This is a genomic window from Amycolatopsis sp. NPDC049252 (assembly GCF_043197175.1).
GTDB lineage: Bacteria > Actinomycetota > Actinomycetes > Mycobacteriales > Pseudonocardiaceae > Amycolatopsis.
The window spans coordinates 55173-80918 of record NZ_JBICSQ010000019.1 but is presented as its reverse complement, the minus strand read 5'-3'; the positions used below and the strand labels follow the sequence as shown (position 1 = coordinate 80918).

The following is a 25746-nucleotide window of genomic DNA, read 5'->3' as shown; positions in this document are numbered from 1 at the left end:
TCAGAAGGCCTGACAGGTCTGCGACGGGAGCTGGACGTCCGACCCGCCGAGCGAGAGGGCGCCGCCGTCGACGTAGCTGCCTTCGGCGGCCAGCGCCGCGAGCGCCGTGCAGACCAGCTGGTTGGTCGCGATCGGCGTCAGCCGTTTCAGCGGGAACGAGAAGGTGATCACCGTCGGGGACCCGGGACTCAGCCCGATCGGCCCGGACTCCGGCGGGAGCATGGTCGCGTACCCGTCGGACGACTCGGCGGAGGACGGGCCGCGGAGCAGGGTCGTCAACGCCGTGGTGACGCTCGCCGGGGCGCCGGTCGTCCGCGACACCGGCGCCACCCGCCCGTCGAGGACGAAGTAGAGGACCAGGTCGCCGCCGCGGCCGTCGGCCGCGGGGTTCCGCAGCGTCGGCGCGGGCCCGGCGGCGACCACCGGCGTCGGCTTGACCCCGCACGCGCTCACCAGGAGCACCGCGGCCAGGACGAGGAGCTTCTTCACCACGCCTCCCGGGGCAGGCGCAGCTCGAACCGGGCGCCGGCGCCGGTGTTGGCGGCGACGATGTTCCCGCCGTGCAGCCGCGCGTTCTCCCGCGCGATGGACAGCCCGAGCCCGCTGCCCTCCGACCGGGCGCGTGCCGTGTCGGCCTTGGTGAAGCGGTCGAACACCTGCGAGAGCATCGCTTCGGGGATGCCCGGCCCGTGGTCGGTGACGGTGAGGACGACGTCACCGCCCGCCGCCCGAAGGAGCACCTCGACCGGCGGCGCGCCGTGGCGCAGGGCGTTGCCGACCAGGTTCGCGACGACGATGTCGAGCCGACGCCGGTCGAGCCGTGCTGTGACGCCGGGGGGCAGGTCGGCGGCCACGTCGGCGCCGGGTGCCCAGCCCCGCGCGGCCAGGCTGTCGGTGACCGCGGCGGCGACGTCCAGCTCCTCCCGTCGCAGCTCCGCGCGCCCGGCGTCGAACCGGGAGATCTCGATCAGGTCCTGCACCAGCCGGGTCAGCCGCCGCGTCTCCGCCGACACCAGCCGCGCCGCGACCGCGGTGTCCGGCGGCAGCTGCTCGGCGTCCTCGTCGAGGACGTCGGTGACGGCGTTCATCGCGGCCAGCGGGGTGCGCAGCTCGTGCGAAACGTCGGCGACGAACCGGCGCGCGTCGGCCTCCATGGTGCGCAGCGTGCCGACCGTGCGCTCCAGCTCCGCGGCGGTGTTGTTGAACGTCGTGACCAGCTGGGCCAGCTCGTCGGACCCGGTGACGCGCAGCCGCACGTCCAGCTTGCCCCGGCCGAGCTCCCCGGCTGCCTTGTTCAGCGCGCGCACCGGCCGCAGCACCTGGCGCGCGGCGAGCAGCGCCAGCACCACCGCGAACGGGAGCGCGAGTGCCGAGGTCTGCCAGGCCGTGGTGGACAGCGCGTCGATCGAGGCCTGCTGCTGGGTCAGCGTCGCCATCGTGTAGACCTCGATGCCGCTCACCCGGCCGGCCGTCCCGGTCTGCACGGGGATCCCGACGAAGAACTGCGGGTAGCCCTGGTCGTCGACCCGCTGGAACTGGATCCTGGTGCTGGCGGCCACGGCCTGGCGCAGGCCGGCGGGCACGCTGCGCGGATCGATGCCCACGCTCGAGCGCATGCCGTGGTAGACGACGACGGCGTTGCTGGACTTGAGCGCCGTGCCGAACGCGTCGAGCGTCGCCTGGGTCGGCGGCAGGGTCACGGTCGGCAGGTACGCGGCGATCTGGTCGCGCAGGTTCAGCATCGTCTGGTCCTGGAAGCCGCCCAGGATGGCGTTGCGCGCGGAGACGTAGCTGGCGCCCGCCGCCGCGGTGGCGCCGATGATCATGATGACGGCGAAGGACGCGACCAGCCGGGGTCTCAGCCCGGCGAGCCACGCCCGGATCCGCGACGTCACGACCGGCCGAACCGGTAGCCGAACCCGCGGACGGTCTGCACGTGCTCGGGCTTGGCGGGCACGTCCTCGATCTTCGCGCGCAGCCGCTGCACGCAGGCGTCGACCAGGCGCGAGTCGCCGAGGTAGTCGTGGTCCCACACCGCGGTGAGGATCTGCTGGCGGCTGTACACCTGCCCGGGCGTGCGGGACAGCTCCAGCAGCAGCTTCAGCTCGGTCGGGGTCAGCGAGACGGGCGTGCCGCCCTTCGTCACCTCGAGCCCGGCCCGGTCGATCACCAGGTCGCCGTGGCGCTCCTCGGGTTCGGGCTGTTCGGCAGGCCGTTCGCTGACCGCGCGGCGCAGCACGGCGCGGATCCGCGCGTCCAGCACCCGGGGCTCGACCGGCTTGACCACGTAGTCGTCCGCGCCGGCCTCCAGCCCGGCGACGATGTCGAAGTCGTCGCTGCGCGCGGTGAGCATGACGATCGGGATCGGCCCCGACGCCCGCATCCGGCGGCAGGTTTCGAAGCCGTCCATGCCGGGGAGCATCAGGTCGAGCACGACGATGTCGGGTCTGCGGAGCACGAGCAGCTCGATGCCGGCCTCGCCGGATTCCGCGGTGTGCACGACGTGTCCCTGCCGGCGCAGGGCCAGTTCCAGTCCTTCCCGCACCGCCGCGTCGTCTTCTACCACCAGTACCTCGGCCACGGCGCCATTATTCGGAAAAGCGCACGTCGTGGCGACCCGGGCCGATCTTGTAGCAAAACCATGACATCGTGCTGACGGGATCTCGAAATGCCGGCTCCAGACTCGGAGACATGGCAGTGATCTTCTCCGAGGCACCCACGACCACCAGCGGTTCCGCCCGTCACGCGCTCGTGACGCGGGCCGCGTCCCGCACCGCCGTGCTCGTCGCGGGCGCGGCCGGGTTCGCCCTCGCCTTCGTCGCGGCCTACCTGCTCTTCGTCCGCACCGAAGCCGGCCGCGGCGTCGAGAACGGCGTCGTCCACAGCGCCCAGTCCGCGGGCGCGACGGTGGCCTGGGCGGCCCCGCTGCGCGACCTGGACCTGGTGGTCGCGCTCGGCGGGGTGGCGGTGCTGCTCGTGGTGATCTCCCTGGTGCGGCGCCGGTTCGCGCTCGGCGTGACGGCCCTGGTGCTGCTCGCGGCCCCGCTGGTGGTGGCGCAGCTGCTCAAGCTGTACGTCCTGGACCGGCCCCTCACCGGTGACCGGTTCGGGGTGGCGAGCCACAACAGCTTTCCCAGCGGGCACGTCAGCGCGGCGATGGCCGTGCTGGTGGCGCTCGCGATCGTTCTGCCCCGCCGGTTCCGCCCCCAGGTCCTGCTGGCCGGCGGGCTCGGCGTCGCCTGGGTCTCGGCCGCGGCCGTGGCGCTGGGCTGGCACCGGCTGAGCGACACCGTCGGCGGCTGTCTCCTGGTCGCCGCGGTCACCTGCGCCGGGGCGGCGGTGGTGTCCGCCCGCCGCCCCGACGGTGACCGCGTGCCGCTGGTCCCGGTGCTGATCGGATTGTCGGCCCCGCTCGCGCTGGTACTGGCGGGCTACGCGGTACTGGCGACGGCGACCTCCGGCGCGGCCCAGTTCGTCGCGGCGATGGTGATGGCGGCGCTGGCCGCGATGGTGGTGGTAGTGCTGCTGACCGGGCCGTTGCGCCGGGTCACCTTCGACCCGGCCGAGGGACGGGTTCGTCGGCTTCTGCGCCGCTGACGGTTCTGGTTCGGTGCGCCGGGTGGTTTCGGATCTTGTGCGCCTGTGCTGCTGGAGCATCGTGTGTGTCTGGAGAGGCATCTCGTGTGATTGGCCGGGCATCTCGTGTGTGGAGGGTCGGCGCAGGTGATTGAGGAGCCGACACGCGTGATTGGAGGGTCGACACGGGTGATGGGGGAGCCGACGCGGGGTGAGGGGCCAGTTTCGGGGGATTGGTCCGCGACAGGGGTTCCGGGAAACGCCTAGCGTCGGGGGAATGGACCCGAGGCTTGCCGACGACTTGCGTTTTCTGCCCGATCTGCTCGATGCCACCAGGAAACTCGCCGGAGAGGCGCTGGCCGGGCTAGGGGACCGGGCGGCTGCCGTGCCGCCCGGTGCGGTGGCGCCGGCGCCGTTGCCCGGTGCGGGGGTCGGGGGCCGGGGCGCGCTGGAGGAGTTCGCGCAGCGGTGGGAACCCGGGTTCGCCGCCAGTGCGGGGCCTCGTTACCTCGGGTTCGTGACCGGTGGGGCGACACCCGCGTCGCTCGCGGGGGACTGGCTCACCTCGGCCTACGACCAGAATCCCGCCAGCGGGATGGACTCCTCGGCGCAGGACCTGGAACGCGAGACCGTCGGGTGGCTCGGCGGGCTCTTCGGGCTGGGCGCGGAGTTCTCCGGCGCGTTCGTCACCGGCGCCACGATGTCCACCGTGACCGGACTGGCCATCGCGCGCGAGTGGCTCGGCGAGCGGGCCGGGGTGGTCGTTTCGGAAGAAGGGGCCGCGGCGCTCGGGCCGGTCACCGTGCTGTCCGGCTCGCCGCATTCGAGCATCTCGAAAGCCCTGTCGTTCCTCGGGATGGGCCGCTCCGCCCTGCGGAAGGTGCCGGTGCTGCCGGGGCGTGAAGCCGTCGACGTCGCGAAACTCGACGAGCTGCTCGGTGCGCTGGACGGGCCGGCGATCGTCGTCGCCAACGCGGGCACGGTCAACACCGTCGACTTCGACGACCTGCGCGCGATCGCGGCGCTCAAGGAGCGGCACGCCTTCTGGCTGCACGTCGACGCCGCGTTCGGCGGCTTCGCCGCGCTGGCACCGGAGCACGCCGCGCTGACCGCGGGCCTCGAGCAGGCCGACTCCGTCGTCGTCGACCTGCACAAGTGGCTCAACGTGCCCTACGACTCGGCCGTCCAGTTCACCCGCCGCCGCGACCTGCAGCTGCGGGTGTTCAGCAACAACGCGGCCTACCTCGGCGAGATCGGCGAGACCCCGGACTTCCTGCACCTCACGCCGGAGAACTCCCGGCGGCTGCGCGCCCTGCCCGCCTGGTTCTCGCTCGTGGCCTACGGCCGTGACGGGCACCGCGAGATCGTCGAGCGCTGTGTCGCACTGGCCCGCGACCTCGGCCGGCGGCTCGACGGCTCGCCGCGCTGGCGGCTGCTCGCGCCGGTGCGGCTCAACGTCGTCTGCTTCACCCTGGCCGGGGACGTCACCCAGGCCCGGATCGACGCGCTGGTCGACGGGATCGCCGAGGACGGCACCACCTTCCTGACCCCGACGGTCTACGACGGCCGCCCGGCCCTGCGCGCCGCGTTCAGCAACTGGCGGACGACCGCGGCCGACGTCGAGCGGGTCTTCGGCGCGCTGGAGCGGGTGGCCGCCGGCTAGCTGCGGTCCGACTTCGGCATCAGGTACTTCCACGGCGAAGCGCCGACGCCCAGCTCGCACGGCACGTGCACCAGTGCCGGGCGGCCCGAGGCGAACGCCTTGTCGAGCGCGCTCCTCAGGTCGTCCGGGGTGCGGGCGGTGAGGCCGAGCGCGCCGAACGTCTCGGCCAGGCGGGCGAAGTCCGGGTTGCGCAGCCGCCCGCCCAGCGCCCGGCCCTCGAACAGCCGCTCCTGGTCGAGGTGGACGTTGCCGTAGTAGCCGTTGTCGAACACCACCGCCACGACGTTGAGTCCGTATTGGACGGCTGTGGCGAGCTCCTGCGCGGCGAACATGAAGCCGCCGTCACCGGCCACCGAAACCACCGGACGGCCGGGGAACGCGGCCTGCACCCCGAGCGCCGTCGGGTAGCCGAAGCCGAGCGTGCCCTGGTGGCCGCACGTGACGAACGTGCGCGGTGCGTAGACCTCGAACCCGAAGTACGACGCGAAGCCGACCTGGCAGATCTCCTCGACGAAGAAACCGTCGCGGGGCAGCACGTCCCGGATCGCGCGGAGGTACTCCAGCTCCGGGCCGACGTCGGCGAACCGTTCGGCCACCGCCGCTTTCAGCGCGGTGAACTCCTCGGTCCGGTCCGTCCGTTGTGGACCGACGGCGCCGGCCAGCGCCGCCGCGGCGGCACCCGCGTCGGCGACGATCGCGACGTCCGCCTCGAGCCGGGTCGCCTGCCGCGGATCGATGTCGAGCAGGATCGTCTTCAGGCCCGCGGGCTTCTCCGGCCAGCGGAACCAGGACAGCTCCATCCGCGACCCGATGCCGATCACGACGTCGGTCTCGGGCCACCGCTCGAATCCGGACACGCAGGTGAAGCCGAGCGGGTGGTCGTCGCCGACGATGCCGCGCCCGCCCCGGAACGGCACCACCGGCGCCTGCAGCCGCTCGGCCAGCGCCCGGACCGCGGCGGCCGCGTGCCGGGCGCCACCGCCCACCATGATCATCGGGTTCTTCGCGCCGGCCAGCAGTTCGGCGGCCGCGTCGACGGCGTCCGGGTCGACGATCGGGCGCGGCAACGCCAGCGGGCCGGCCACCTCGGCGGGGGCGCGCAGGCCCAGCACGTCCCACGGGACGGCCAGCGCGACCGGCCGCGGTCGCCCGCCGGCGGCCTCCCGGAACGCCGTCGCCACCGCGTCCGGGACCTCGGCCGGGTGCTCGACCAGCGCCGACCACTTGGTGATCGTCCGGAGGGTGGCGAGCTGGTCGGGCATCTCGTGGAGGTGCCCGAGCCCACGGCCGAGGTAGGCGCGCGGGATCTCGCTGGTCAGGCACAGCACCGGCGCGCTGGCCCCGTGCGCCGAGAGCATCGCCGCCGACGCGTTGAGGACGCCGGGACCCGGCACCACGGTGTAGACGCCGGTCCGGCCGGTTGCCTGCGCGTACCCGAACGCCATGTACGCCACGGTCTGCTCGTGCCGCGCGCCGATCACCCGGATGCCGCCGGTGCGGGCCAGGCTGTCGAACAGGTCGTAGGTCTGCACGCCGGGCAGGCCGAACACGGTGTCGACGCCGTGGGCGCGCAGCCCGCCGACGATCAGGTCGGCCGCGGTCGGGGAAGGCGGGGACATCGGCATCGGCACGGCCTCCTGGGCGTCGTCCGTGGGCAGGACCATATATGGTTTCCTACATGATCAGCGCGTCGCCGGGAAGGCCCGCCGTCACCAAGTCCCAGCTGGCCTACGAGACGATCAAGGCCCGGATCGTCGACGGCAGGTACGGGCCCGGGTACCGGCTGGTGCTCGACCAGATCGGCCGCGAACTGGACGTCAGCGCGGTGCCGGTGCGCGAGGCCCTGCGCCGGCTCGAGGCCGAGGAGCTGATCGAGTTCGAGCGGAACGTCGGGGCCCGGGTGATCGCCATCGATCCGGCCGCCTACCGGCACGCCATGCAGACGGTGGCGATCGTCGAAGGCGCGGCCACCGGCCTTGCCGCGCCGCTGCTGACGCCCGAAACGCTCGCGCGGGCCCGCGTGCTCAACGACCGGATGCGCCGCAGCCTCGCCGAGTTCGACCCGCTCGCGTTCACCGCGCTGAACGCCGAGTTCCACGAGGTGCTCTTCAGCGCCTGCCCGAACCCGAACCTGGTCGAGCTGGTGCAGCGCTGCTGGACCCGGCTCGCCGCGGTCCGCGACAGCACGTTCTCGTCCGTGCCGGGGCGGGCGCCGCGGTCGGTGGCGGAGCACGACCGGCTGCTGGACCTGATCGAGACCGGGGGCGATCCGGCGGAGGTCGAGCAGTTCGCGCGGGGGCACCGGCTGGCGACGCTGGAGGCTTATCTGGCTCGGGAGCGGTGAGAGCTGGAGGCCGGTGCGCTGGCGCTCGTGGGGGCTGCGTTGAGGCCGATTTCCGTTGTGGCGCCGGGGGTTGTGGCGCTGCGTCGTGGGATGTGGCAGGGGCGCTGGTGATCGCCGCGTCTGGCGGTGGCCGGTGTGCGGGATCGCCGCGGGGGCCGGGCCCTGGTGTTCTCCGAGGGGCGGCGGCCACCGAAGAGGTCCACAAGATCATGGAGACGGCGCCGCCGGACGACAACCCGATCGCCATGATCGTGAAGTCGGGCGCGGCGGGCACCATGACGCAGGTCCGGTCGCTGGCTCGGCCTGGGTGGTGGGTGGCTGCGGCGAGGGGTGCTCGCCCTGGGGGGCTGCAGCAGCGGGTGCTTCCTGTGATGCGGTGCTCGCCAAGGGCGGCGGGTGTTTGCTCCGGCAGTGCTCGCCGGCGGTGGCCCGTGTGGTGGTGCTCGCCGTGGTTGCTGGGTTGCCTTTGGTGGTGATTGCCGTGGGCGGTGGGCTCGTGCCCCCGGGCGGTGCTTGCCGTAGGTGGCCGGGTGATTGCTTCGGGCGGTGCTTGCCATCGGTGGCCACGCCGTTGTGCTTCCTGTGAGGCGATGGGCGCCGCGGTTACGGCTCGTCGCTTCGGGTGCAGCTCGCCGTGGCTGTGGCAGCGGGTGCCGTGGTGAGGCGATGGTCGCCGGGTAGCACGATGCTTGCCGTGGCCAGCGGTTGTGGCTTGGACGATGTTGCTGAAGGCGGCCGGTGGTGGGTGCGGGGTGGCTGACTTCGGCGGTGGCGTCGAGCGGGTGCAAGGGCCTCTGCCACCTCGGGGGCCGCGGTCAGCGGGGCGGGTTGTGGCGGGGTTTGATGCGGACGGCGGGCAGTTCCGGGGCCGGCAGGCGCTGCGGGGTGCCGGTGTAGCCCGTGACGCTGCCGAACTGGTCGGATTCCGCTTGCCACGCTTCGCGGAAAGCCGCTATCTCCTCGTGCGTGCGGCCGACGAAGTTCCACCACATCAGGATCTCTTCGTCGAACGGGGTGCCGCCGAGCAGGAGGAAGCGCGCGGGCGCAGACCCGTTGTTGCTCAACGTCAGGCGGCGCAGGCCGGTGCCGACGTAGCCCAGCTCCGCCGCGCGGACCGGGGTGCCGCCGACCGTCACCGCGCCCGTGTCCACGAGGACGCCGTGCTCGAAGCCGGGGTCCACGCCCAGGGACATGTGGGCGTCCGGGTTCAGCACCAGTTCCGCGCCCAGCAACGGGGTGAACGTCGGGATCGGGGACGTGCGCCCGGCCAGCGAGCCGAGGAACACCCGGATCTCGGCGCCCTCGATCCGGTTCACCGACGGCACGTAGTGCTGGAAGTCGCGGGCCGTGTGGCGGTGCCGTTCGGGCAGTGCCACCCAGAGCTGGACGCCGTGCAGGGTCTTCGTGGCCGCCGTCGAGACTTCCGAGTGGCAGATGCCGTGGCCGCCGGTCATCAGGTTGAGCTCGCCGGGCCGGACCATCGCGTGCGTGCCCATGCTGTCGCGGTGCTCGATCTCGCCGGCGAACAGCCAGCTCACCGTCTGCAGGCCGGTGTGCGGGTGCGGGGCGACGTCCATCGCGCCGGCTCCGGCGACCTCGTCCGGGCCGTAGTGGTCGGCGAAGCACCAGGCGCCGATCAGCGAGCGGGCCCGCTGGGGCAGCGTCCGCCGGACCCGCATCGCCCGCGGGCCGCCCAGCGGCACCTCGCGCGGGGTGAGGACCTCGACGGCCGGGCGGTCCGGGTCGGCCGTCGCGGGCCGGTCGCCGCAGGCGAGCTCGGCGGGGTCGGCCTCGATGTTGCTCATGCCCGCCACGGTAGTCGCGGCCGCTGATTCTTCGCGTTCTGGAGTTGTCAAACACCTCGGCCACTTCAGGCAGCCGGCCGCTGTTCTCCGCTGATGATCGCCTGGCCCGCCGCCGTCAGCACCGCCGGCACCAGCTCGCCCGGCAGCCCCGGGCCGGCCGCGCGCACCAGGCCCAGGTGGGCGAGCGTGTGCGCGGCGAACTGGTCACCGCACGACAGCCCGTCGATGAAGAGGTCGGGTTCGCTGCTGCAGGACACCAGGCCCCGCCCGGCCCCGACCGCCCGGAGCATCGCCAGCATGCGGTGGTTCACCAAGGGGCGTGTGACCGTCACCGGTGGCTGCTCGTTCCCGTCCATCTCGGTCCCTCCCGCTCGTGGTTCGGCCTCGTCTCACTCACGCGTCGAACCAGATGACGGGAATTCGACATCTCGTCCGGCGGCGGCCCGGCCAGAGCGTTCACCTCATGGTCACTCGCGCCGGTCCAGACGGGCTCGATCCCGCGTCGACGGTCGTTCGGAGGGGGACCGGGTGCGGATGGGGTCAGAACGGAGGCTCTCCCACGCCGGCGGCCACCGGTTCCGGCGTCCAGGCGCTGCTCGCGTCACCGCCGGTGACCCGGGCGGCCTTGGTCACCTTCGCCGTGGCGTACCGCAGCGACGGGCCGATCTCGTCGACCTCCAGTTCCAGCACGGTGCGCTTCTCGCCCTCCTTCGTGTCGAACGACCGCTGTCTCAGCCGGCCGTGGACGACCACGCGCGTGCCGCGCCCGAGCGACTCCGCGACGTTCTCCGCGTACTGCCGCCACAGGCTGCAGCGCAGGAACATCGCGTCACCGTCGCGCCATTGGCCGGACTCGCGGTCGAACGTGCGGGGCGTGGAAGCCACCGTGAAGTTCGCGACCGCGGCGCCGGCGGGCGTGAACCGCAGCTCCGGGTCCGCCGTCAGGTTGCCGACCACCGTGACCAGCGTTTCGCCTGCCATCTGTTCCTCCGTCTCCTCGGGGTGCGGGGGTGCACCGCTCTCGCCGACGAGGAGAGCACAGGGGACCGACAGTTCCGGGCCGGGCGACGAGATGCCGTCGCCGGTCCGGGGTGGTTGGGTGCCGCCATGCCGACGGCGTTTGAGAAGGAGCTCGTCACGCTGGCCCACCGGCTGGCGGACCTGTGCACCCTGGTGGCGAGCGCGTTCGAAGAGGCCTCGCGCGCCCTGCTCGAAAACGGCTGCACGCTGGGCGAACAGGCCGAAGCGGCGGCCGCGCTCGGTGCCGCGTGCGAGGACCAGGCGTGCGCGCTGCTGGCGCTGCACGCGCCGCACGAGGCGGACGTGAAGGCGGTCGTGGCCGCCGTGCACACCGCCGCGGATCTCACTCGGATGGGTGGTCTTGCCGCCGAGCTCACGGGCCGGGTGCCGACGGACGCGCGGCCCGCGCTCGCGCGGCTGGGCGCGCACGCCGTGACCGCCGCCCGGGAACTGCGGCGGATCCTGGCCGAGCCCGGCGCGGACAGCGAGCTCGACGACGCCGTCGCGGAGGTCGAGGCGGCCGAGCGGGAACTGCGCGCCTGGGCTGGTGGCCGCGACCGGCCCTACGGCGCGGGCGCGGCGGTCGACGTCGTGCTGCTGGCCGCGGTCCACGGCCGGTTCGCCGCGACCGCCGCCGGGATCGCGCGCCGGGTCCGCGGGTTCGCGCCCGTCAGCGCCTGAATCTCGCGCGTAAAGCTCAGCGGCCCTGCTGCGGGAACTCGCCCTGCTGGGGGTACTGGCCCGGCTGCTGGAAGCCCTGCGGCTGGGACGGGTGCGGCGGCTGGAAGCCCTGCGGCTGCTGGAACCCCTGCGACGGGTGCTGCGGCTGCGACGGGTGCTGCGGGTAGGGCTGCTGGGCCTGCTGCTGCGCCTGCTCCTCCTGCGCCTGCAGCCGGACGGCGTCCTCCTTCGGGATCCGGTTCTCGATCCCGCAGAACGTGCACTGCGCGGTGTACTTGACGTGGATCGGGAACAGCGGGATGAAGAAGAGCGTGAACTTCGTGACCGACTTGCGGACGGCGTGCGAGGCGGGGTTGCCGCAGCGGCCGCAGAGGAACGTCGTCATCGCCAGCACGAAGATCCTCGTGCGGTAGCCCCAGATCAGCATCGGTCATCTCTCCTGTCGGTCCTGCGTTCGCGGGGGAGCGTGGCACACCGGCGGGCCGATCCGTGGTGGTTTCGGCAAACCCGTCCGGCCAGGTTCCGGACGAAGCGGACATTCGACCCGTACTGCGGGTGCGACGGTGCACGGGACTAGATTCACGACCATGCCGAGCGACTTCAGCCTCAAGATGATGAACGCCGTCCACCGCGGTCTGGTCAAGCTCACCGGCGGGCGGCGGGGCTGGAACGTCGCCGCCATGCCGGTCCTGGAGCTGACGACCGTCGGCCGCAAGAGCGGGCAGCAGCGGTCGGTCATGCTGACCTCGCCGCACCAGGAGGGTGACGCGCTGGTCGTGGTCGCCTCACGCGGTGGCGACGACACGCACCCCGCGTGGTTCCTGAACCTGCGCGACAACCCGGACGTCGAGGTCTCGGTGAAGGGCGCGCCGCGGCGGCCGATGCTCGCCCGGATCGCCGACGCCGAGGAGCGGGCGCGGCTGTGGCCGAAGATCACGGCCGACTACAAGAACTACGCGAACTACCAGACGAAGACCGAGCGGGAGATCCCGCTCGTGTTCCTCGAACCGCGGTAGCGGCTCCTGCTTCCAGGGCCGGGAGCCTCGGGAGGCTCGGAGTTTCGCAACGTTGTGGTGTGTCGTGCCGGACGCGGCTCTTGGTGGGCGACGCGTCGGAGAAGCACACTCCGCACGCCGGCGTCGGGCGTCAGCCTGAGGTCGGCCGTGTGCTCGCGGGCGGTCCTGGGCGAGCGCGAGCCCGCCCGGCGCGGTGCCGGTGCGGAACCGGCTGAGCCCGATCACCGGTGTCGGCACGGTCCACCGGAACGTCCGCGACGAGTTCTTCCACGGCGAGCAGCGGACCCACGACGATCTCCTGCGGTAGGCCGAAGGACACCGCCGGGAACGCTGACCCTTCAGCTCACGACCGCGCGGTCAGGTAGGCCGGGTCCGGCCCGGGGATCGGCTGGTCCGGCACCCCGGCCAGCAGCTGGCTCATCGCGTGGAAGTACGGCGGGGCGGCGACCGTGCCGCCGAACGCGCCGTGACCGCAGTTGCCCAGGTGCACGGGCGTGCCCGGGCAGATCTCCCGCGGGTGCGAGCCGTCGGCGAACACCATCGACGACACGGCGTAGCCGTCGACGCCGCCGACGAACGCGACCGACTCGCTCTGCTGGGTCGTCCCGGTCTTGCCGATGTCCGGACGGGTCCAGCCGGCCGCGTGGGCGGCCTGGGCCGAGGTGCCCTCCGTGGTGTCCTTGCTCAGGCCCGCTTCGAGCGTGTTCGCGACACCGGTCGGGATGACCTGCTCGCACGCCTGCTGCGGCACCGGCACGGCGTTGCCGTTCCGGTCGGTCACCGACAGGATCGGGTTCGGCGGGCACCAGACGCCGCCGCTCATCAGCGTCGCCGAGACGTTCGCCATCTCCAGCGGGCTGACCGGGCTGTTGCCGAGGGTGAACGACAGCAGGTTCTGGAAGTACTGCGACTGCGGCTCGTTGTACTGCGGGCTCGGCGACTTCGGGTCGGGCGCGGCGCCCGCGTCGTTGGTCGCGAGAGTGGTGCGCAGCCCCAGTTTCCGCGCCATGTCGAGCACCGTCGGCATGCCGACCTCGTTCTCGAGCCCGACGAACGCGACGTTCGGCGACGTCGCGAGCCCGTCGGCCAGCGTGATCGGATCGGCGTAGTGGCCGTCGTTGTGGACGGTGTAGCAAGCCGTGTGGCTGTTCGCGTTCGGCGGCGCGAAGCACTGGCTGTCCGGGTTCGGCAGCGGCGTCTGCAGGCCCGCCTTGCCGGTGACGAGCGCCGCGGCCGAGGTGAAGATCTTGAACGACGAGCCCGCGCCGAACTCGTTGCTCGCGTCGGCGACGATGTCCGTCGACGTCTCGCCCTTCGCCGGGTCGGTGCCGAAGTTGCGGTTGGCGACCATGGCGAGCACCTGGTGCCCGCTGGCGCCCGGCTGGACGACGGCGAAGGTGTTGGCCACGCCGTCCTGGGTGGTCGGCACGTTGGCGTCGACGGCGTCCTTCGTCACCTGTGAGACGCGGGGGTCCAAAGTGGTCTTGATCGTGTACCCGCCGGTCGCCAGCTGGTCCGGCGTGAAGCCGGCGTGCGCGAGGTAGCTTTCCGCGTAGGCGCAGAAGAACCCGGCGTCCGGGGCCGCGCCCATGCACGTGCCGGACGGCGTCACCGGGCCGCCGGGGAGGAGGCCGAGCGGAGCCGCCTTGGCCGACGCGGCGTAGGACGCGGGGATCGAGCCGTTGGTGACCATGTCGTCGATCACCGTGTTGCGGCGCTGGGTCGCCTTGTCCGGGTGCGAGTACGGGTTGTAGATGCTCGGGTTGTTCACCATTCCGGCGAGCAGCGCCGCCTGCGGCACGGTCAGTTTGTCCGCGGTCGTCCCGAAGTACGCTTTTGCCGCGGCACCGACCCCGTACACGGTTCCGCTGAATTCGACCACATTGAGGTAACTGGCCAGAATGTCGTCCTTGCTCATCGTGTCGTTGAGCTGGACGGCCATTTTCGCCTCGCGCAGCTTGCGCGCCAGCGAATCCTCCCGGTCGGCCTGCTGGGCCACCGGATCGGTCCGGTCGACGACGTTCACGAGGTAGTTCTTGACGTACTGCTGCGTGATCGTCGACGCGCCCTGCAGCGAGCCGCCGGCGCTGTCGTTGACCGCCGCGCGCGCCATGCCCTGCAGGTCGACTCCGCCTTCGGTGTAGAAGCGGCGGTCCTCGACGCCGATGATCGCGGCCTTCATGGTCGTCGCGATCCCGGCCGCGGTGACCGGCAGCCGGTACTGCGACCAGAGCGTCGCGATCGGGGCGCCGTCGCGGTCGGTCACCGTCGTCGTCAGCGGCGGATCGGCGGCGGCGAGCTGCGCGGAAATGGCGTCGACGGAATCGCTGACCTCATTCGACAGCAGGCCGGCACCGATGGCGGCGGGCGCCACCGTGCCGGCCGCCAGAATTCCGGCGAGGACACAAAAACCGACAAAGGGGAGCACGCCCCGGCCACGATTCACGGAATCGAGATTAGCCATTACCGGATAAGGCCTCCGTTCGGTGAGACATGTGCCTCACCGGGCCAACCTGCCGAGCAGCGCCGAAGCGACCGAAATCGCGGCCACCGTCGCCACCACGAGCACGGCGAAGTCGAGGCCGAGGTGGGCGGGCGTGCCGATGAGCAGCCCGCGCAGGGCGTCGACCTGGTAGCTCAGCGGGTTGACGTGGCTGAGCACCTTGAGCCAGCCCGGCATCAGGTCCACCGGGTAGAGCGCGTTCGAGCCGAAGAACAACGGCATCGTGATCGCCTGCCCGATGCCCATCAGCCGTTCGCGGGACAGCACGACGCCCGCGATGACGATGGACAGGCAGCAGAAGAACGCCGACCCGAGCACCAGCACGACGGCCATCGCGAGCAGCTTCAGCGGGTTCACCGTCAGGCCGACGCCCAGGACCGCGGCGAGGATCAGCACCATCAGGGCCTGGACGAGCGCGCGGACCCCGGCGGCGAACGCCTTCCCGGCGACCAGGGCCGCGCGCGGGGTCGGTGTCACGAGCAGCTTGGCGAGCACGCCCGCGTCGCGTTCCCAGATGATCTGGATGCCGTAGAAGATCGAGATGAACAACGCCGACTGCGCGAGGATCCCGGGCGCCAGGTAGTCGAGGTAGGGCGTCGAGCCGGTCGGGATCGCCTTGATCCGGGTGAACGTCTCGCCGAAGATCAGCAGCCACAGCGCGGGCTGGATGGCCCGGGTGAGCAGCTCGGTCTGGTCGCGGCGCAGCTTCTGCAGCTCCACCAGGCACATGGCGCCGACGCGCGCGGCCAGGATCCGCAGCTGCCGCAGCGGGCCGGGGTCAGCCGAGACGGCGGGCGGTGCGGCGAGTGGCACGGACACTGCGGATCCCTCCTTCTTCGCTTGCGAGCCGGTCACCGGTGACCGCGCGGAACACGTCGTCCAAAGTGGACTCGGGACCGAGGTCGGCCTCGAGCTCGGCGGGTGTGCCCAGCGCGCGGATCTTGCCGGTGTGCATCAGGGCGACACGGTCGCAGTACTGCTCGGCCTCGTCCATGTAGTGGGTGGTGACGAGCACGGTCATGCCGGTCTCGGCCCGGATCTGCGAGATCCGCTCCCACACCGCCGAGCGGGCGACCGGGTCGAGCCCGATCGTCGGCTCGTCGAGGATCAGCAGCCGCGGGGAGCTGACCAGGGCCTGGGCGAGCTCGAGCCGGCGGATCATGCCGCCGGAGTAACCCTTCGCAGTGCGGTCGGCGTCGCCGGTCAGGCCGACCAGGTCCAGCGCGCGCCGGACCTCTTCGGCGCGCCGGGCGCGGGGGACGTCGAAGAGCCGGGCGAACAGGGAGACGTTCTCGCGGCCGGTCAGCGCGCCGTCGGCCGACAGCTGCTGCGGGACGTAGCCGATCAGCCGCCGCACGGCCATCTTCCGGCGGGCGACGTCGAGCCCGCAGACGGTGATCCGGCCGGGTCCGGTGGGCAGCAGCGTGGTGATCATCCGCAGCGTGGTGGTCTTGCCGGCGCCGTTCGGGCCGAGCAGGCCGAACACCTCGCCGGGGTGGATCTCCAGGTCGACGCCGTCCACCGCGCGCGTCGCGCCGAAGGAGTGCGTGAGATCGGTGCACCGCACCGCGGGTTCGGTCATGGCTGCTCCTTCAGGATGCCCATGAGCTTTTCCAGTGCCGGCAGCGCTCGTTCGATCACGGCCTTGTCCTCTTCGGACAGTCCGGTCAGGGCGTCGGCGACCAGGCCGGTCCGGGCGCGGCGCCAGGCGGCCATCCGGGCGGCGGCCGCGGGGGTGAGCTCCAGCCGGGTCGCGCGCCGGTCGAGGGGGTCGGGTTCGCGGTGCAGCAGCCCGGCCTCGACGAGCTGGTTGACCAGGGTGCTGACGGAGTTGGCCGCCAGGTGCAGTTCCCGCGCGGCGGCCGCGACGCCGACGCCGGGGTGGTCGGCGACCACGCGCAGGACCTCGACCTGGGCGCCCGGCAGGGAAAAGCCGGGGACGTCGGCGCGGACCCGGCGGCGCACGACCCGGCGGATGCCCTGGACGGTGCCCAGGAGCCGTTCGGCGAGTTCGGTCATGGCCTCAAGGTAGCTCTGACTCAGAACTATTAGCAACGCTAAATGTCTGGTTGGCGGGAAAGTGGCGGGAAGGTCCGGATCAGCGGAGGCGCGCGGCCTCGGCGAGGGCCAGGTCGAGCAGGCCGGGGAACCGCGCGTCGAACTCCTCGCGCCGCAGCGCGTTCAGCCGCTGTGTGCCGCTGTCCCACTGCTTCAGCAGGCCGGCCGCGCGGAGGATCTTGAAGTGCCGGGACGCCGCGGGCTTGCTGACCGGTGGCATGATCGCGCCGCACGACTGGCCGGGTTCGCGGGCCAGCGCGGCGATCATGGTCAGCCGGTGCGGGTCGCGCAGCGCTTCGAGTGCCTCGCTGAACGAGACGTCCTCGAGCGCCGGGTGCTCGAGCGGGGTCGCGGTGCGGCTGGCCATGGGCCGAGTATCCCTCGTGGTTGCGGGTTCGCCGGAACTTGTGCCATGGTCGATGTTAGCTGATTGGTTAACATGAAGGAGTGCGTCGGAGTGCGCGTCTACCGTCCCGGTCCGGCCGGAAGCCTGGTGCAGTACGAAGAACCCGTGCCCGAGCCGCAGCGCGGCGAGGTGCTGGTCCGGGTCCGCGCGACGTCGCTGAACTACCGCGACCTGCTCATCCTCGACGGCGACCACTTCACCAACGGGCCCGGGAACCTGATCCCGGTGTCCGACGCCGCCGGCGAGGTCGCCGCGGTGGGCGAGGGTGTCACGCGCTTCGCCGCCGGAGACCGGGTGATCGGCACCTTCCACGCGAACTGGATCGGCGGCCGGCTGCCGGCCGCGGAAACCCTGCGCGGGTACGGCAACGCCCAGGACGGCTGGCTCGCGGAGTACCGCGCCGTCTCCGAGCACGCGCTCGCCGCGCTGCCGGATTCGCTTACCTTCGAGCAGGGCGCGACGCTGCCGTGCGCCGCCGTCACGGCTTGGACGGCGCTCAACGGCGGCCGCCCGCTGGGTCCGGAGGACGTCGTGCTCACCCTGGGCACCGGCGGCGTTTCGTTGTTCGCCCTGCAGCTGGCGAAGGCGCACGGAGCGCGGGTGGTCGCGACGACGTCGAGCGCGGAGAAGGCGGCCAAGCTGACGGACCTCGGGGCGGACGTCGTCGTCGACTACGTCGCGACGCCCGAGTGGGGCAAGGCCGTGCTCGACGCGACGGGCGGCCGGGGTGCCGACCGGATCGTCGAGGTCGGCGGACCCGGCACGTTCGCGCAGTCGCTGGTCGCGGCCGGGACGCACCACGCCGAGATCGCGCTGGTCGGGTTCGTCGGCGCGGGCGGGGCGCCGATCGAGTTCATGGACCTGTTCCGCAGCGGCGCGACCGTGCGCAAGACCTGGGTCGGCAGCCGGGACGACACCGAGGACCTCCTGCGGCGCCTGACCGTCCGCCCGATCGAACCGGTCATCGACAGCGTTCACCCGTTCGGGGAGGCCGACGCGGCGTTCCGGCACTTCAGGGGCCGCGGGAACTTCGGGAAGGTCGTCATCACCGCGTGAGGCGAAAGGGATACCGCTGATCGGCTGAACTGCTGTGGTGTCGACCGTTCGGCGGCACCCCGGCGCCGTTCGCCGCGTGATCGGCCGATTCCGGTCCGGAATCGCCGGGCCGGGAGCATGCTGTCCTTTCCGACCCCGCGTCCCCGCACCTGACGTCCACTGTGGACATTGCCAGCGTGCCCGGCCCGGCGGTCATCTCGACCGGAGAACGGACGCCGGAGAATAGGAAATGTCGTGACCCTGCTGGACAGCAAGCTCGTCCGCTGCTGGACATCCCGCCCGAACCTGCAGTCCCTCTACAGCCTCGCCGCGGCCGCCCCGCGCGTGCGCGCCTCGCTCGGCCTCGCGCCGACCGGCGGCGGCACGCTGAGTTTCAAGGTGGACGGCGACGCGCTGGACCGCACCGAGGCGGAGCTGCTCGCCGCGACGTCGGCCAAGCTGCCGGTGCACCCGCTGGTGACCCAGGACCTCTACGGCCGCTCGACGGTCCGCTGCTGGCGCCGCAACCGCGACCTGCGCGTGCTGACCGGTGACCTCGTGGACGTCGCCGACCGGCTGACGAGGGCCGGTTACGGCGGCGCGCTGCGGTTCGCGAGCGTGGAGTTCGCCGCCCCGGACGGGCGCCGGGACGGGAAGCTGATGCTCGTGTACCTGTTCGGGCGCGGCACCTTCCACGCGGCGGCGTCGCCCGGCACCGGCAGCCTGGACCGGGCACTGGAGCTGCGGGCCCGCGCGGCGCTGCACGGCTCGCTGCCGTTGGAACCGGACGCACACCGGCGTTTCGTCGTCTGATATTTCCGCGTTTGTCGTGGTCACGGGCTTCTGCGAGGATGCTGCTCTCGTCCGAGCGAAGGAGATCGCTGTGGCTTCCCGGTTGAACCCGTATCTGAGCTTCAAGGACAACGCCCGCCAGGCCATGGAGTTTTACGAGACCGTTTTCGGCGGAAAGCTGACGGTGCACACGTTCGGGTCATTCGGGGCACCCGAAGGGCCGGAAGCCGACAAGGTCATGCACGCCCAGCTGGACACCGACAGCGGCTACACGCTGATGGCGTCCGACACCCCCGAAGGCATGGAGCACAACCCGGGCACCAACATCACGGTCAGCCTCAGCGGGGACGACGCCGACGACCTGCGGGGCTACTGGGAAAAACTGAGTGCGGGCGGCACCGTGACGGTTCCGTTCGAAAAGCAGGCGTGGGCCGACGAATTCGGGTGTTGCATCGACAAGTTCGGCATCCCGTGGATGGTGAACATCGGCCATTAGCCCGCTCCGGGCGTTGCAGCCCCGGCCTCCGTCGGTGACGATGGAGGACCGGCGTGACCGAGACCGCGCCGGGCCCGAAGGAGGCCCGATGGCGGGTTCCCCGTGGACGTGTGCGCAGTGCGGCGCGGTCAACGACGGCGCCGCCGGGCGCTGCGGCACCTGCGCGAACCTGGCCCCGGGCCGGGCCCGCAAGCGGGCGCTGTGGGTGCTGCTGACCCTGATGCTGGTCGCCGGGGTCGCGGTGACCGGGGTCGTGCTGTTCGCCGGGGGCTCGAAGTCCCCGCCCGCGGCGTCCGGGCCGTTCCCGCAGTACACGACGCCGGCGCTGCCGACGACCAAGACCGTCGTCACGACGGCGGCCGGCGTCACCCCGCCCGCCGCGCCGCCGACGTCCACCTCCAGTTCGGCTCCGTCGTCCACCCCGGCCGAGAAGCCGTGCCCGGGGGACGCCGCCCGGTACCTGCCGGGCGGCACGGGGACGGCACTGCTGGTGGGGGAGACCGCGAAGTCCGTCATCACGGTCTGCAAGACCCCCGACGGCCGGATCTTCTACGACGGCCAGGCCCGCGGGCAGGGAGCCTCGGACGACACCCACATCATGCTGCCCGCGCAGCCTTCGGGTGACGGCTACGTCGCGGTGAACGGCGCCTACAGCTACAAGATCGGCGGCGGCAGGCTCGTGGTGTCGGACGGCGGCCAGGTGCTCTCGGACGACGAGCTGACCACCACCGGCTGAGCGCCCGCTCACGATGTGGGAGCCGCGGCGCGGGATGGCGCTTTCGACGCATCCTGGCGGGTGATCACCCGAGGCCGACCCCGAGGTAGCGCCATGTCTTCCCCGCTGGACAACCCGACCTGGACGTCGCTGGCCGGGCCGCACGCCCGGTTCGCCGAGCGAGCCGGCCGCGTGCTGCGCTACCCCGAGGACGTCGCGCCCTTCCTGGGCCTGCCCGACGACCCCGGCGAGCAGGACTGGCGGGACGTCGCCGCGCTGGCCGGCCCCGGGGCGACGGTCGTCGTCGCCGGTGGCTCCGACCGGCCGCCGGCGGGCTGGGACGTGCTCGAGGTGCTCCCGGGCGTCCAGCTCGTCGACGAGGGGGTCGCGGCCGCGCCGGACTCCGACGCCGTGCGGCTCGGGCCCGCGGACGTGCCGGAGATGCTCGACCTCGTCGCGCGGACGAAGCCGGGGCCGTTCCGGAAGCGCACCGTCGAGCTCGGCACCTACCTCGGGATCCGGCGCGAGGGCGCGCTCGTGGCGATGGCCGGGGAGCGGCTGCACCCGCCCGGCCACACGGAGATCAGCGCCGTCTGCACCGATCCGGCCTTCCGCGGGCAGGGCCTGGGGACGCGGCTCGTGCACGCCGTCGCGGCGGGCATCCGTGAGCGGGGCGAGACGCCGATGATGCACGCGGCCGCCGGCAACACCTCGGCGATCCGGCTGTACGAGTCGCTGGGGTTCGTCGTGCGGCGGCGGCCGAACTTCGTGGCGGTGCGGGTCCCGGCCTGACTCAGGCGCCGGTCGACGAGCCGGGCCGCACGATCATCAGCACGGTGACCGCGGCCCACAGCAGGTTGAACACGCCGGTCGTCATGCCCAGCCGGCCCAGGGTGCCCGGCTGGGGTTCGGCGAGCCGGCTCTTCTGGCCCGGCAGCACCACGAACGCCAGTACGGCCGCCGCGACCGCGGTCAGGCCGATGGACACGATCAGCCACGGGTCGCCCATGACGTGCATGGTGCCCGCGACACCGAGCCCGAACACCGGCACGGCGATGGCCACGAGCGCGTAGCCGCGGCAGATGCGGTGCAGCACGGTCACGGTGGTGACGTCGCCGCCCGCCGCCACCCGCCGGGCCGCGGCGGGGAACATGCTGGCCGCGACGGCGACCGGGCCGACGGCCAGGATCGCCGCCAGGACGTGCACCGAAAGCAGGAACTTCGACACGGAACTCCTCTCCTCGAGGAGGAAGCTATCGGCTCGGCCGCGGCGCCGGGAGTGGCTGGAATGCCAGATAGCGCCGGGATCCGGCCAGCGGCTTCCACCGTCCCGGGTCCGTCGCCTGTTCGTTGCGGAGGGGCCGGTTCAGCGTCGGACGGTTGCGACGCGGGGAACGGCTAGCTCGGTACCCACAGGGTGACGCGGGTGCCGCGGCCCGGCTGGGAGTCGACCGTGCCGTGGCCGCCGACCTCGGCCAGTCTCGCCTTGATCGACTGGCTGATGCCGAAGCCCGGCGGCCGGTCGCGGACGTCGAAGCCCTGGCCCTGGTCCCGGGCGACCACCGCGATCCCGCCGTCGCGCTCCTCCACCCGCAGCACGACCTGCTTGGTCCCGGAGTGCTTCACGGTGTTGCGCAACGCTTCCCGGACCGCCTCGCACATCGCGGTCCGCCGGTCCTGCGAGAGCTTGTCGTCGTCGGCGAAGTCCGCGGCGACGAGCTGGGTGCGCAGGCCGTCGCGGGTCATCTCGGTGGCGACGTCGGCGAGTTCGACGGCGAAGCCGCGCACGGAACCGGTCTCGACCGGCTCGGTGATCTTGCGGCGCAGCTCGCCCGCCTCGGCCTTGGCGATCGAGCGCAGCTCCTTGAGCCGGGCGACGGCCTGGGCGTCGTCGCCGGGAGCCGAGATCGCCAGCGCTTCGAGCGTCTGCAGGACGCTGTCGTGCATGATGCGCCGGGTCCGGCGGCGCTCGGCCTCACGCCCGCGCCGCAGCCCGATGTCGAGGGCGAACCGGGTGCCGACGCCGAGCAGGATGAGGATGCCCGCGGCGAGCACGATGGCCACGGCGAGCGCGACCATGCAGCCGACCGAGCGGGTCAGGGCGAGCTGGTGGTCGAGCGGGAGGCCACCGGCGAGGGTGAGGGCCGAGCGGAGGGGGAGGGCCGCGGCGAACAGCCACAGCGCCGACGGCACGCCGGACGTGCCCGCCCACATCGCGACCGCGCCGACCAGCCAGGTCCAGGTGACGTCGACGGCGAACGGCTGCACCGCGGCCGGGGCCGTGGCCGCGACGGCGAAGTTGAGCGCGACGCCGACGGCCAGGTCCAGCGCCAGCGCGCGGCCGGTGAACCGGGCCCGCAGGCCGCCGCTCCGCAGCACCCAGACCGCCGCCACGGTGTTGGCCGCGACGGCGAACACCGTGGCCGCGAGGACCGGCCCCAGCCCGAGGCTGCCGTTCGCGGCGGTGAACCCGATGAAGACCTTGATGAACGCCGCGATCCGGTAGGCCAGCGGCACGACCACCCAGTAGCGCGCGGCACGGGCGAGCGTCGCGTCGCCGACCGCGGTGAGGTCACCGTCGTCGTCGTCGCCGTCCGGTTCGGGGGCCTCCGCGGGCGTGCCGCGGCGCAACAGCGTGCGGACGAACGCGCGCGGCGGCGCGCCAAAGCCCGCCTCGGGCATCGGTGTCCCCATTCATCCGGCCGTCCGGGCGGTCTGAGCCTCGCAGCGCGGCAGGGGCAAGGTCAACCGCCAGGGTGACAAGTCTGCCCTGGTGGACCAAAGCCCGCCGTACGGGCGGACGGCCGGGAGGTGATCAGTAGGTGGCCCCCGCGTGGAACGTCGTGTCCTCGCCGGTGTACTCCAGCCAGCCCGGCGAGCCGGTGGTGGCGAAGCGGTACCAGGCGCCGTTCAGGTCGTGGGCCAGCCGCCGCGGCGCGTCCTCGCCGAGCAGGCCGCGCGGCCCGGACAGCACGTCGAGCGCGTCGAAGACGAAGGGCAGCTCGAGGCCGTGGCAGGCGCCCATCCGGCCGTCGAGCAGCGGGGAGCGCCACTCGAACTCGTAGCGGAAGGTGCGGCCGGCGTGGTTCTCGGCCAGGTCACGCACCGAGTCGCGGAAGACCAGGTCGGTCAGCGCGTCGACGAGCACCTCGCCGGCCACGCGCTCCCCGCCGAGGCCGTAGCGGTGCAGGACACCGGCCGGGTCGGGGTGCGACACGGCCAGCGACGCGACGGCCTGGTCGTCGGTGACGGCTTCGAGCACGCCGGTCGGCACCAGGTAGAGCCGCATCTCCTCGCGGCAGCTGCCGACGATCAGGTCGACGGCGGCGCCCGCGCCCGCCTTGATCGCCTTGCCCGGGTGCTGCGGCAGCACGTCGTCGCCGACCATCGGCAGGAACGGGCTGAGCCCGTAACCGCGGTCGTAGCCCAGCGCGTCACGCAGGTCGGGCGCGCCGCCGGGGCGCAGCACCGCGTCCTGGGCGTCGAGCAGCTGCTCGGTCGACACCTTGCGGAACGCCTCCGCCGTCGCCTCGACGTGCAGCTCGTCGGCGATGACGCGCGCGAGCCGCTTCGCCTCGACGACGCCCCGGACCATGTCCGGATGTCCACTTTGGACGATCGCCCGGCGGAACAGCCCGGTCGCGAGCGGGGAGCCGAGCAGACACGCGACGCTCACCGCGCCGGAGGACTCGCCGAAGAGCGTGACGTTCTCCGGATCGCCGCCGAACGCCGCGATGTTCTCCCGCACCCAGCGCAGGGCCGCCAGCTGGTCGCGCAGGCCCAGGTTCGTCGCGCCGCCCTCCAGCGGCAGGAACCCGTCGATCCCGAGCCGGTACTGCACGGTCACCAGGATCGCCCCGGCCCGCGCGAACGCCGTGCCGTCGTAGACCGAAGCCGAGCCGGTGCCGCCGATGAACGCCCCGCCGTGCACGAACACGAGCACCGGCAGCCCGGCCGCGCCCGGGTCCGGCGTCCAGACGTCGGCCGTCAGGTACTCCGGCCCCGGTCGCCAGCCGGGGCCGACGATCGGGTCGAGGTCGAAGCCCGGCAGGTCACGGTGGCGCTGCGGGGCGGTCGGCCCGGGTCTCCGCGCGTCGCGGACGTCCTCCCACGGTGGGGCCGGCACGGCCTCGGCGAAGCGCAGTTCGCCCTCGGGCGCGGCGGCGTACGGGATGCCGCGGAACCGGGCGACGCCGTCCGCGGTGAGCTCCCCGCGGACCGCGCCGGACGTGGTGGGGACGATCGCCTCGGTCATGCGGGGGCTCCTTCGTGGAAAACCTTGCCGGGGTTGAAGATCTGCTGCGGGTCCAGCGCCCGCTTGACCGCGCGGTGCAGCTCGAGCACCGCCGGGCCGAGCTCCCGGGTCAGGCCGGGTTGCTTGAGCAGGCCGACGCCGTGCTCGCCGGTGACCGTGCCACCGAGGTCGAGCGCGTCGGAGATGATGTCCTCGAACGCCGCCTGGGCGTTCTTCCGCGCGGTTTCGTCACCGGGCGGGGTCACCAGCAGCGGGTGCAGGTTGCCGTCGCCGATGTGCGCGATGTTGGCGATCACGACGTCGTGGCGCAGCGCCGCCCGGTCGATCCGCGCGAGCATCTCGGGCACGGCCTGCGTCGGCACGCAGACGTCCTCGGTGAGCACCGGCCCGAGCCGTTCCAGGGCCGGGTAGGCGAGGCGGCGGGCGGCGAACAGCGCGTCGGCCTCGGCCTGGTCGGACGACTGGGCGGCCCAGGTCGCCCCGGCCTTTTCGAAGCATTCGAGCAGCACCGAGGCTTCGTGCTCGCCCTGGGCACCGGGTGCGTCCGTGCGGCCGAGCAGCACGACGTTCGCATCGGTGCTCAGGCCCATGTTCTTCCACGCGTCGACCGCGGCGAGGCAGTGCCGGTCGACGAGTTCGAGCGCCGACGGCAGCACGCCCCGCGCCGCGACGGCCGCCGCGGCCTCCCCGGCGGCGACCGTCGTGTCGAAGTAGCCGGCCACCGTCCGCTCGGCGGCCCGTGCCGGGCGCAGCCGCAGGGTGACCTCGGTGATCACGCCCAGCGTGCCTTCGGAGCCGACCATCAGCCCGGCCAGGTCGTAGCCCGCCACGCCCTTCGCGGTGCGGCGGCCGAGCCGGACGAGCTCGCCGGTGCCGGTGACGACCTGCATGCCCAGGACGTAGTCGCGGGTGACGCCGTACTTCACGCAGCAGACGCCGCCGGCGTTGGTCGCCACGTTGCCGCCGATCGTCGACCACGGCGAGCTCGCCGGGTCCGGCGGGTACCAGAGCCCGCGTGCGGCGCAGGCCGCGCGCAGATCGTCGTTGACCACACCGGGTTCGACGACCGCGAGCCGTTCCTGCTCGTTGATCTCCTTGATGGCCCGCAGCCGGTCGGTCACCAGCACCACGCAGTCCTCGACGGCGTTCGCGCCGCCGGACAGGCCGGTGCCGGCGCCGCGGGTGACGAGCGGCGTGCCATGGCGCAGGCACTGCCGCACCACGGTCTGGACCTCTTCGGCGGTGTGCGGCCGGACCACGACGGCGGGCAGCGCGTGCGGTGCCCATTCGGCCTCGTCGTGGGCGAAGCTCCGCAGCACGTCCGGGTCGCGGACCAGCCGGTCGGCCGGCAGGGCGGCGGCCAGGTCGTCGATCAGCATTC

27 protein-coding genes are annotated in these 25746 nt (G+C 72.7%); 10 read left to right on the top strand and 17 right to left on the bottom strand.

The annotated features are described in order from the left end of the window. The 3 genes from ACGFMK_RS22060 to ACGFMK_RS22050 all read right to left on the bottom strand — a co-directional run bounded on the left by ACGFMK_RS22060 (position 1) and on the right by ACGFMK_RS22050 (position 2581). Positions 1–489 (bottom strand): hypothetical protein, encoded by a 489-nt coding sequence (locus ACGFMK_RS22060; protein WP_392766057.1) that lies wholly within the window; start codon positions 487–489, stop codon positions 1–3. Then, positions 486–1826: an ATP-binding protein gene (locus ACGFMK_RS22055; protein ID WP_392766190.1), complete on the bottom strand. Its 1341-nt coding sequence runs from the start codon at positions 1824–1826 to the stop codon at positions 486–488. The genes ACGFMK_RS22060 and ACGFMK_RS22055 overlap by 4 nt, the downstream gene beginning before the upstream one ends. A gap of 65 nt (positions 1827–1891) precedes the next feature. Beyond that, positions 1892–2581 carry a response regulator gene (locus tag ACGFMK_RS22050; RefSeq protein ID WP_392766054.1) on the bottom strand — a complete coding sequence of 230 codons (690 nt, stop codon included), beginning with the start codon at positions 2579–2581 and terminating at the stop codon, positions 1892–1894. A gap of 110 nt (positions 2582–2691) precedes the next feature. Here ACGFMK_RS22050 and ACGFMK_RS22045 point away from each other — a divergent pair, with 110 nt between their 5' ends. Then, on the top strand, positions 2692–3597 hold the full coding sequence (locus ACGFMK_RS22045; protein WP_392766049.1) for a phosphatase PAP2 family protein: 906 nt from the start codon (positions 2692–2694) through the stop codon (positions 3595–3597). Between the two features lie 256 nt (positions 3598–3853). After that, a complete protein-coding gene (locus ACGFMK_RS22040; RefSeq protein WP_392766046.1) occupies positions 3854–5239 on the top strand; it encodes a pyridoxal phosphate-dependent decarboxylase family protein in 1386 nt (461 codons plus the stop codon). Here ACGFMK_RS22040 and ACGFMK_RS22035 read toward each other — a convergent pair. Continuing rightward, positions 5236–6903, bottom strand: a complete 1668-nt coding sequence (locus tag ACGFMK_RS22035; protein ID WP_392766043.1) for a thiamine pyrophosphate-dependent enzyme — start codon at positions 6901–6903, stop codon at positions 5236–5238. The two genes, ACGFMK_RS22040 and ACGFMK_RS22035, sit on opposite strands and share 4 nt — an antisense overlap. Before the next feature lie 2 nt (positions 6904–6905). On the opposite strand from ACGFMK_RS22035, the gene ACGFMK_RS22030 reads away from it, so the two are divergent. Beyond that, complete coding sequence (locus ACGFMK_RS22030; protein WP_392766040.1) at positions 6906–7583, top strand: GntR family transcriptional regulator; 678 nt, start codon at positions 6906–6908, stop codon at positions 7581–7583. 815 nt (positions 7584–8398) lie between these two features. Here ACGFMK_RS22030 and ACGFMK_RS22025 read toward each other — a convergent pair. The 3 genes from ACGFMK_RS22025 to ACGFMK_RS22015 form a co-directional block, all read right to left on the bottom strand. Continuing rightward, positions 8399–9388: a pirin family protein gene (locus ACGFMK_RS22025; RefSeq protein WP_392766038.1), complete on the bottom strand. Its 990-nt coding sequence runs from the start codon at positions 9386–9388 to the stop codon at positions 8399–8401. A gap of 65 nt (positions 9389–9453) precedes the next feature. Further along, entirely contained in the window at positions 9454–9744 is a 291-nt protein-coding gene (locus ACGFMK_RS22020) for a hypothetical protein (protein WP_392766037.1), read from the bottom strand. A gap of 184 nt (positions 9745–9928) precedes the next feature. Further along, positions 9929–10369 (bottom strand): single-stranded DNA-binding protein, encoded by a 441-nt coding sequence (locus ACGFMK_RS22015; protein WP_392766034.1) that lies wholly within the window; start codon positions 10367–10369, stop codon positions 9929–9931. A gap of 126 nt (positions 10370–10495) precedes the next feature. Between ACGFMK_RS22015 and ACGFMK_RS22010 the strand changes: the two genes are divergently transcribed. After that, positions 10496–11089 (top strand): phosphate uptake regulator PhoU, encoded by a 594-nt coding sequence (locus ACGFMK_RS22010; protein ID WP_392766031.1) that lies wholly within the window; start codon positions 10496–10498, stop codon positions 11087–11089. Between the two features lie 16 nt (positions 11090–11105). Here ACGFMK_RS22010 and ACGFMK_RS22005 read toward each other — a convergent pair whose 3' ends face one another. After that, complete coding sequence (locus ACGFMK_RS22005; RefSeq protein WP_392766028.1) at positions 11106–11516, bottom strand: zinc-ribbon domain-containing protein; 411 nt, start codon at positions 11514–11516, stop codon at positions 11106–11108. Between the two features lie 160 nt (positions 11517–11676). On the opposite strand from ACGFMK_RS22005, the gene ACGFMK_RS22000 reads away from it, so the two are divergent. Then, on the top strand, positions 11677–12105 hold the full coding sequence (locus ACGFMK_RS22000; RefSeq protein ID WP_392766025.1) for a nitroreductase/quinone reductase family protein: 429 nt from the start codon (positions 11677–11679) through the stop codon (positions 12103–12105). A gap of 343 nt (positions 12106–12448) precedes the next feature. Here ACGFMK_RS22000 and ACGFMK_RS21995 read toward each other — a convergent pair whose 3' ends face one another. The 5 genes from ACGFMK_RS21995 to ACGFMK_RS21975 form a co-directional block, all read right to left on the bottom strand. Next, a complete protein-coding gene (locus ACGFMK_RS21995; RefSeq protein ID WP_392766022.1) occupies positions 12449–14569 on the bottom strand; it encodes a transglycosylase domain-containing protein in 2121 nt (706 codons plus the stop codon). Positions 14570–14605: 36 nt separating this feature from the next. Beyond that, positions 14606–15427 carry an ABC transporter permease gene (locus tag ACGFMK_RS21990; protein ID WP_392766020.1) on the bottom strand — a complete coding sequence of 274 codons (822 nt, stop codon included), beginning with the start codon at positions 15425–15427 and terminating at the stop codon, positions 14606–14608. Beyond that, a complete protein-coding gene (locus ACGFMK_RS21985; RefSeq protein WP_392766018.1) occupies positions 15387–16190 on the bottom strand; it encodes an ABC transporter ATP-binding protein in 804 nt (267 codons plus the stop codon). The genes ACGFMK_RS21990 and ACGFMK_RS21985 overlap by 41 nt, the downstream gene beginning before the upstream one ends. Next, complete coding sequence (locus ACGFMK_RS21980) at positions 16187–16627, bottom strand: MarR family winged helix-turn-helix transcriptional regulator (RefSeq protein WP_392766015.1); 441 nt, start codon at positions 16625–16627, stop codon at positions 16187–16189. Before ACGFMK_RS21980 ends, ACGFMK_RS21985 begins: the two co-directional genes overlap by 4 nt. A gap of 79 nt (positions 16628–16706) precedes the next feature. Further along, complete coding sequence (locus ACGFMK_RS21975) at positions 16707–17033, bottom strand: ArsR/SmtB family transcription factor (RefSeq protein WP_392766012.1); 327 nt, start codon at positions 17031–17033, stop codon at positions 16707–16709. Between the two features lie 90 nt (positions 17034–17123). On the opposite strand from ACGFMK_RS21975, the gene ACGFMK_RS21970 reads away from it, so the two are divergent. The 5 genes from ACGFMK_RS21970 to ACGFMK_RS21950 all read left to right on the top strand — a co-directional run bounded on the left by ACGFMK_RS21970 (position 17124) and on the right by ACGFMK_RS21950 (position 20902). After that, positions 17124–18128, top strand: coding sequence for an NAD(P)-dependent alcohol dehydrogenase (locus ACGFMK_RS21970; protein WP_392766009.1), 1005 nt, complete (start codon positions 17124–17126; stop codon positions 18126–18128). 234 nt (positions 18129–18362) lie between these two features. After that, positions 18363–18920 carry a hypothetical protein gene (locus ACGFMK_RS21965; protein ID WP_392766006.1) on the top strand — a complete coding sequence of 186 codons (558 nt, stop codon included), beginning with the start codon at positions 18363–18365 and terminating at the stop codon, positions 18918–18920. A gap of 70 nt (positions 18921–18990) precedes the next feature. Then, positions 18991–19395, top strand: a complete 405-nt coding sequence (locus ACGFMK_RS21960) for a VOC family protein (protein ID WP_392766004.1) — start codon at positions 18991–18993, stop codon at positions 19393–19395. A gap of 88 nt (positions 19396–19483) precedes the next feature. Further along, on the top strand, positions 19484–20131 hold the full coding sequence (locus ACGFMK_RS21955) for a hypothetical protein (RefSeq protein WP_392766001.1): 648 nt from the start codon (positions 19484–19486) through the stop codon (positions 20129–20131). A gap of 93 nt (positions 20132–20224) precedes the next feature. After that, complete coding sequence (locus ACGFMK_RS21950; protein WP_392765998.1) at positions 20225–20902, top strand: GNAT family N-acetyltransferase; 678 nt, start codon at positions 20225–20227, stop codon at positions 20900–20902. Between the two features lies 1 nt (position 20903). Here the strand turns inward: ACGFMK_RS21950 and ACGFMK_RS21945 are convergent, their stop codons facing one another. From ACGFMK_RS21945 to ACGFMK_RS21930, 4 genes are all read right to left on the bottom strand, one after another. After that, positions 20904–21338, bottom strand: coding sequence for a hypothetical protein (locus ACGFMK_RS21945; protein ID WP_392765995.1), 435 nt, complete (start codon positions 21336–21338; stop codon positions 20904–20906). A 170-nt stretch (positions 21339–21508) separates the two neighbouring features. Continuing rightward, the gene (locus ACGFMK_RS21940) at positions 21509–22792 is read right to left on the bottom strand and encodes a sensor histidine kinase (protein WP_392765993.1); all 1284 of its coding nucleotides are present in this window, start codon (positions 22790–22792) and stop codon (positions 21509–21511) included. Between the two features lie 133 nt (positions 22793–22925). Beyond that, positions 22926–24365 (bottom strand): carboxylesterase/lipase family protein, encoded by a 1440-nt coding sequence (locus tag ACGFMK_RS21935; RefSeq protein ID WP_392765990.1) that lies wholly within the window; start codon positions 24363–24365, stop codon positions 22926–22928. Beyond that, the gene (locus ACGFMK_RS21930; protein ID WP_392765988.1) at positions 24362–25744 is read right to left on the bottom strand and encodes an FAD-binding oxidoreductase; all 1383 of its coding nucleotides are present in this window, start codon (positions 25742–25744) and stop codon (positions 24362–24364) included. Before ACGFMK_RS21930 ends, ACGFMK_RS21935 begins: the two co-directional genes overlap by 4 nt. Positions 25745–25746 lie beyond the last annotated feature (2 nt).

Excerpts from the sequence above, each read along its gene's own strand:
- ACGFMK_RS21930 (WP_392765988.1), bottom strand. The coding sequence starts at position 25,744 with ATGCTGATCGACGACCTGGCCGCCGCCCTGCCGGCCGACCGGCTGGTC.
- ACGFMK_RS21955 (WP_392766001.1), top strand. The coding sequence starts at position 19,484 with ATGGCGGGTTCCCCGTGGACGTGTGCGCAGTGCGGCGCGGTCAACGAC.
- ACGFMK_RS21980 (WP_392766015.1), bottom strand. The coding sequence starts at position 16,627 with ATGACCGAACTCGCCGAACGGCTCCTGGGCACCGTCCAGGGCATCCGC.
- ACGFMK_RS21975 (WP_392766012.1), bottom strand. The coding sequence starts at position 17,033 with ATGGCCAGCCGCACCGCGACCCCGCTCGAGCACCCGGCGCTCGAGGAC.
- ACGFMK_RS22020 (WP_392766037.1), bottom strand. The coding sequence starts at position 9,744 with ATGGACGGGAACGAGCAGCCACCGGTGACGGTCACACGCCCCTTGGTG.
- ACGFMK_RS22015 (WP_392766034.1), bottom strand. The coding sequence starts at position 10,369 with ATGGCAGGCGAAACGCTGGTCACGGTGGTCGGCAACCTGACGGCGGAC.
- ACGFMK_RS21940 (WP_392765993.1), bottom strand. The coding sequence starts at position 22,792 with ATGCCCGAGGCGGGCTTTGGCGCGCCGCCGCGCGCGTTCGTCCGCACG.
- ACGFMK_RS22030 (WP_392766040.1), top strand. The coding sequence starts at position 6,906 with ATGGTTTCCTACATGATCAGCGCGTCGCCGGGAAGGCCCGCCGTCACC.
- ACGFMK_RS21985 (WP_392766018.1), bottom strand. The coding sequence starts at position 16,190 with ATGACCGAACCCGCGGTGCGGTGCACCGATCTCACGCACTCCTTCGGC.
- ACGFMK_RS22005 (WP_392766028.1), bottom strand. The coding sequence starts at position 11,516 with ATGCTGATCTGGGGCTACCGCACGAGGATCTTCGTGCTGGCGATGACG.
- ACGFMK_RS22010 (WP_392766031.1), top strand. The coding sequence starts at position 10,496 with ATGCCGACGGCGTTTGAGAAGGAGCTCGTCACGCTGGCCCACCGGCTG.
- ACGFMK_RS21995 (WP_392766022.1), bottom strand. The coding sequence starts at position 14,569 with ATGGCTAATCTCGATTCCGTGAATCGTGGCCGGGGCGTGCTCCCCTTT.
- ACGFMK_RS21950 (WP_392765998.1), top strand. The coding sequence starts at position 20,225 with ATGTCTTCCCCGCTGGACAACCCGACCTGGACGTCGCTGGCCGGGCCG.
- ACGFMK_RS22055 (WP_392766190.1), bottom strand. The coding sequence starts at position 1,826 with ATGATCATCGGCGCCACCGCGGCGGCGGGCGCCAGCTACGTCTCCGCG.
- ACGFMK_RS22000 (WP_392766025.1), top strand. The coding sequence starts at position 11,677 with ATGCCGAGCGACTTCAGCCTCAAGATGATGAACGCCGTCCACCGCGGT.
- ACGFMK_RS22040 (WP_392766046.1), top strand. The coding sequence starts at position 3,854 with ATGGACCCGAGGCTTGCCGACGACTTGCGTTTTCTGCCCGATCTGCTC.
- ACGFMK_RS22025 (WP_392766038.1), bottom strand. The coding sequence starts at position 9,388 with ATGAGCAACATCGAGGCCGACCCCGCCGAGCTCGCCTGCGGCGACCGG.
- ACGFMK_RS22035 (WP_392766043.1), bottom strand. The coding sequence starts at position 6,903 with ATGGTCCTGCCCACGGACGACGCCCAGGAGGCCGTGCCGATGCCGATG.
- ACGFMK_RS21935 (WP_392765990.1), bottom strand. The coding sequence starts at position 24,365 with ATGACCGAGGCGATCGTCCCCACCACGTCCGGCGCGGTCCGCGGGGAG.
- ACGFMK_RS22045 (WP_392766049.1), top strand. The coding sequence starts at position 2,692 with ATGGCAGTGATCTTCTCCGAGGCACCCACGACCACCAGCGGTTCCGCC.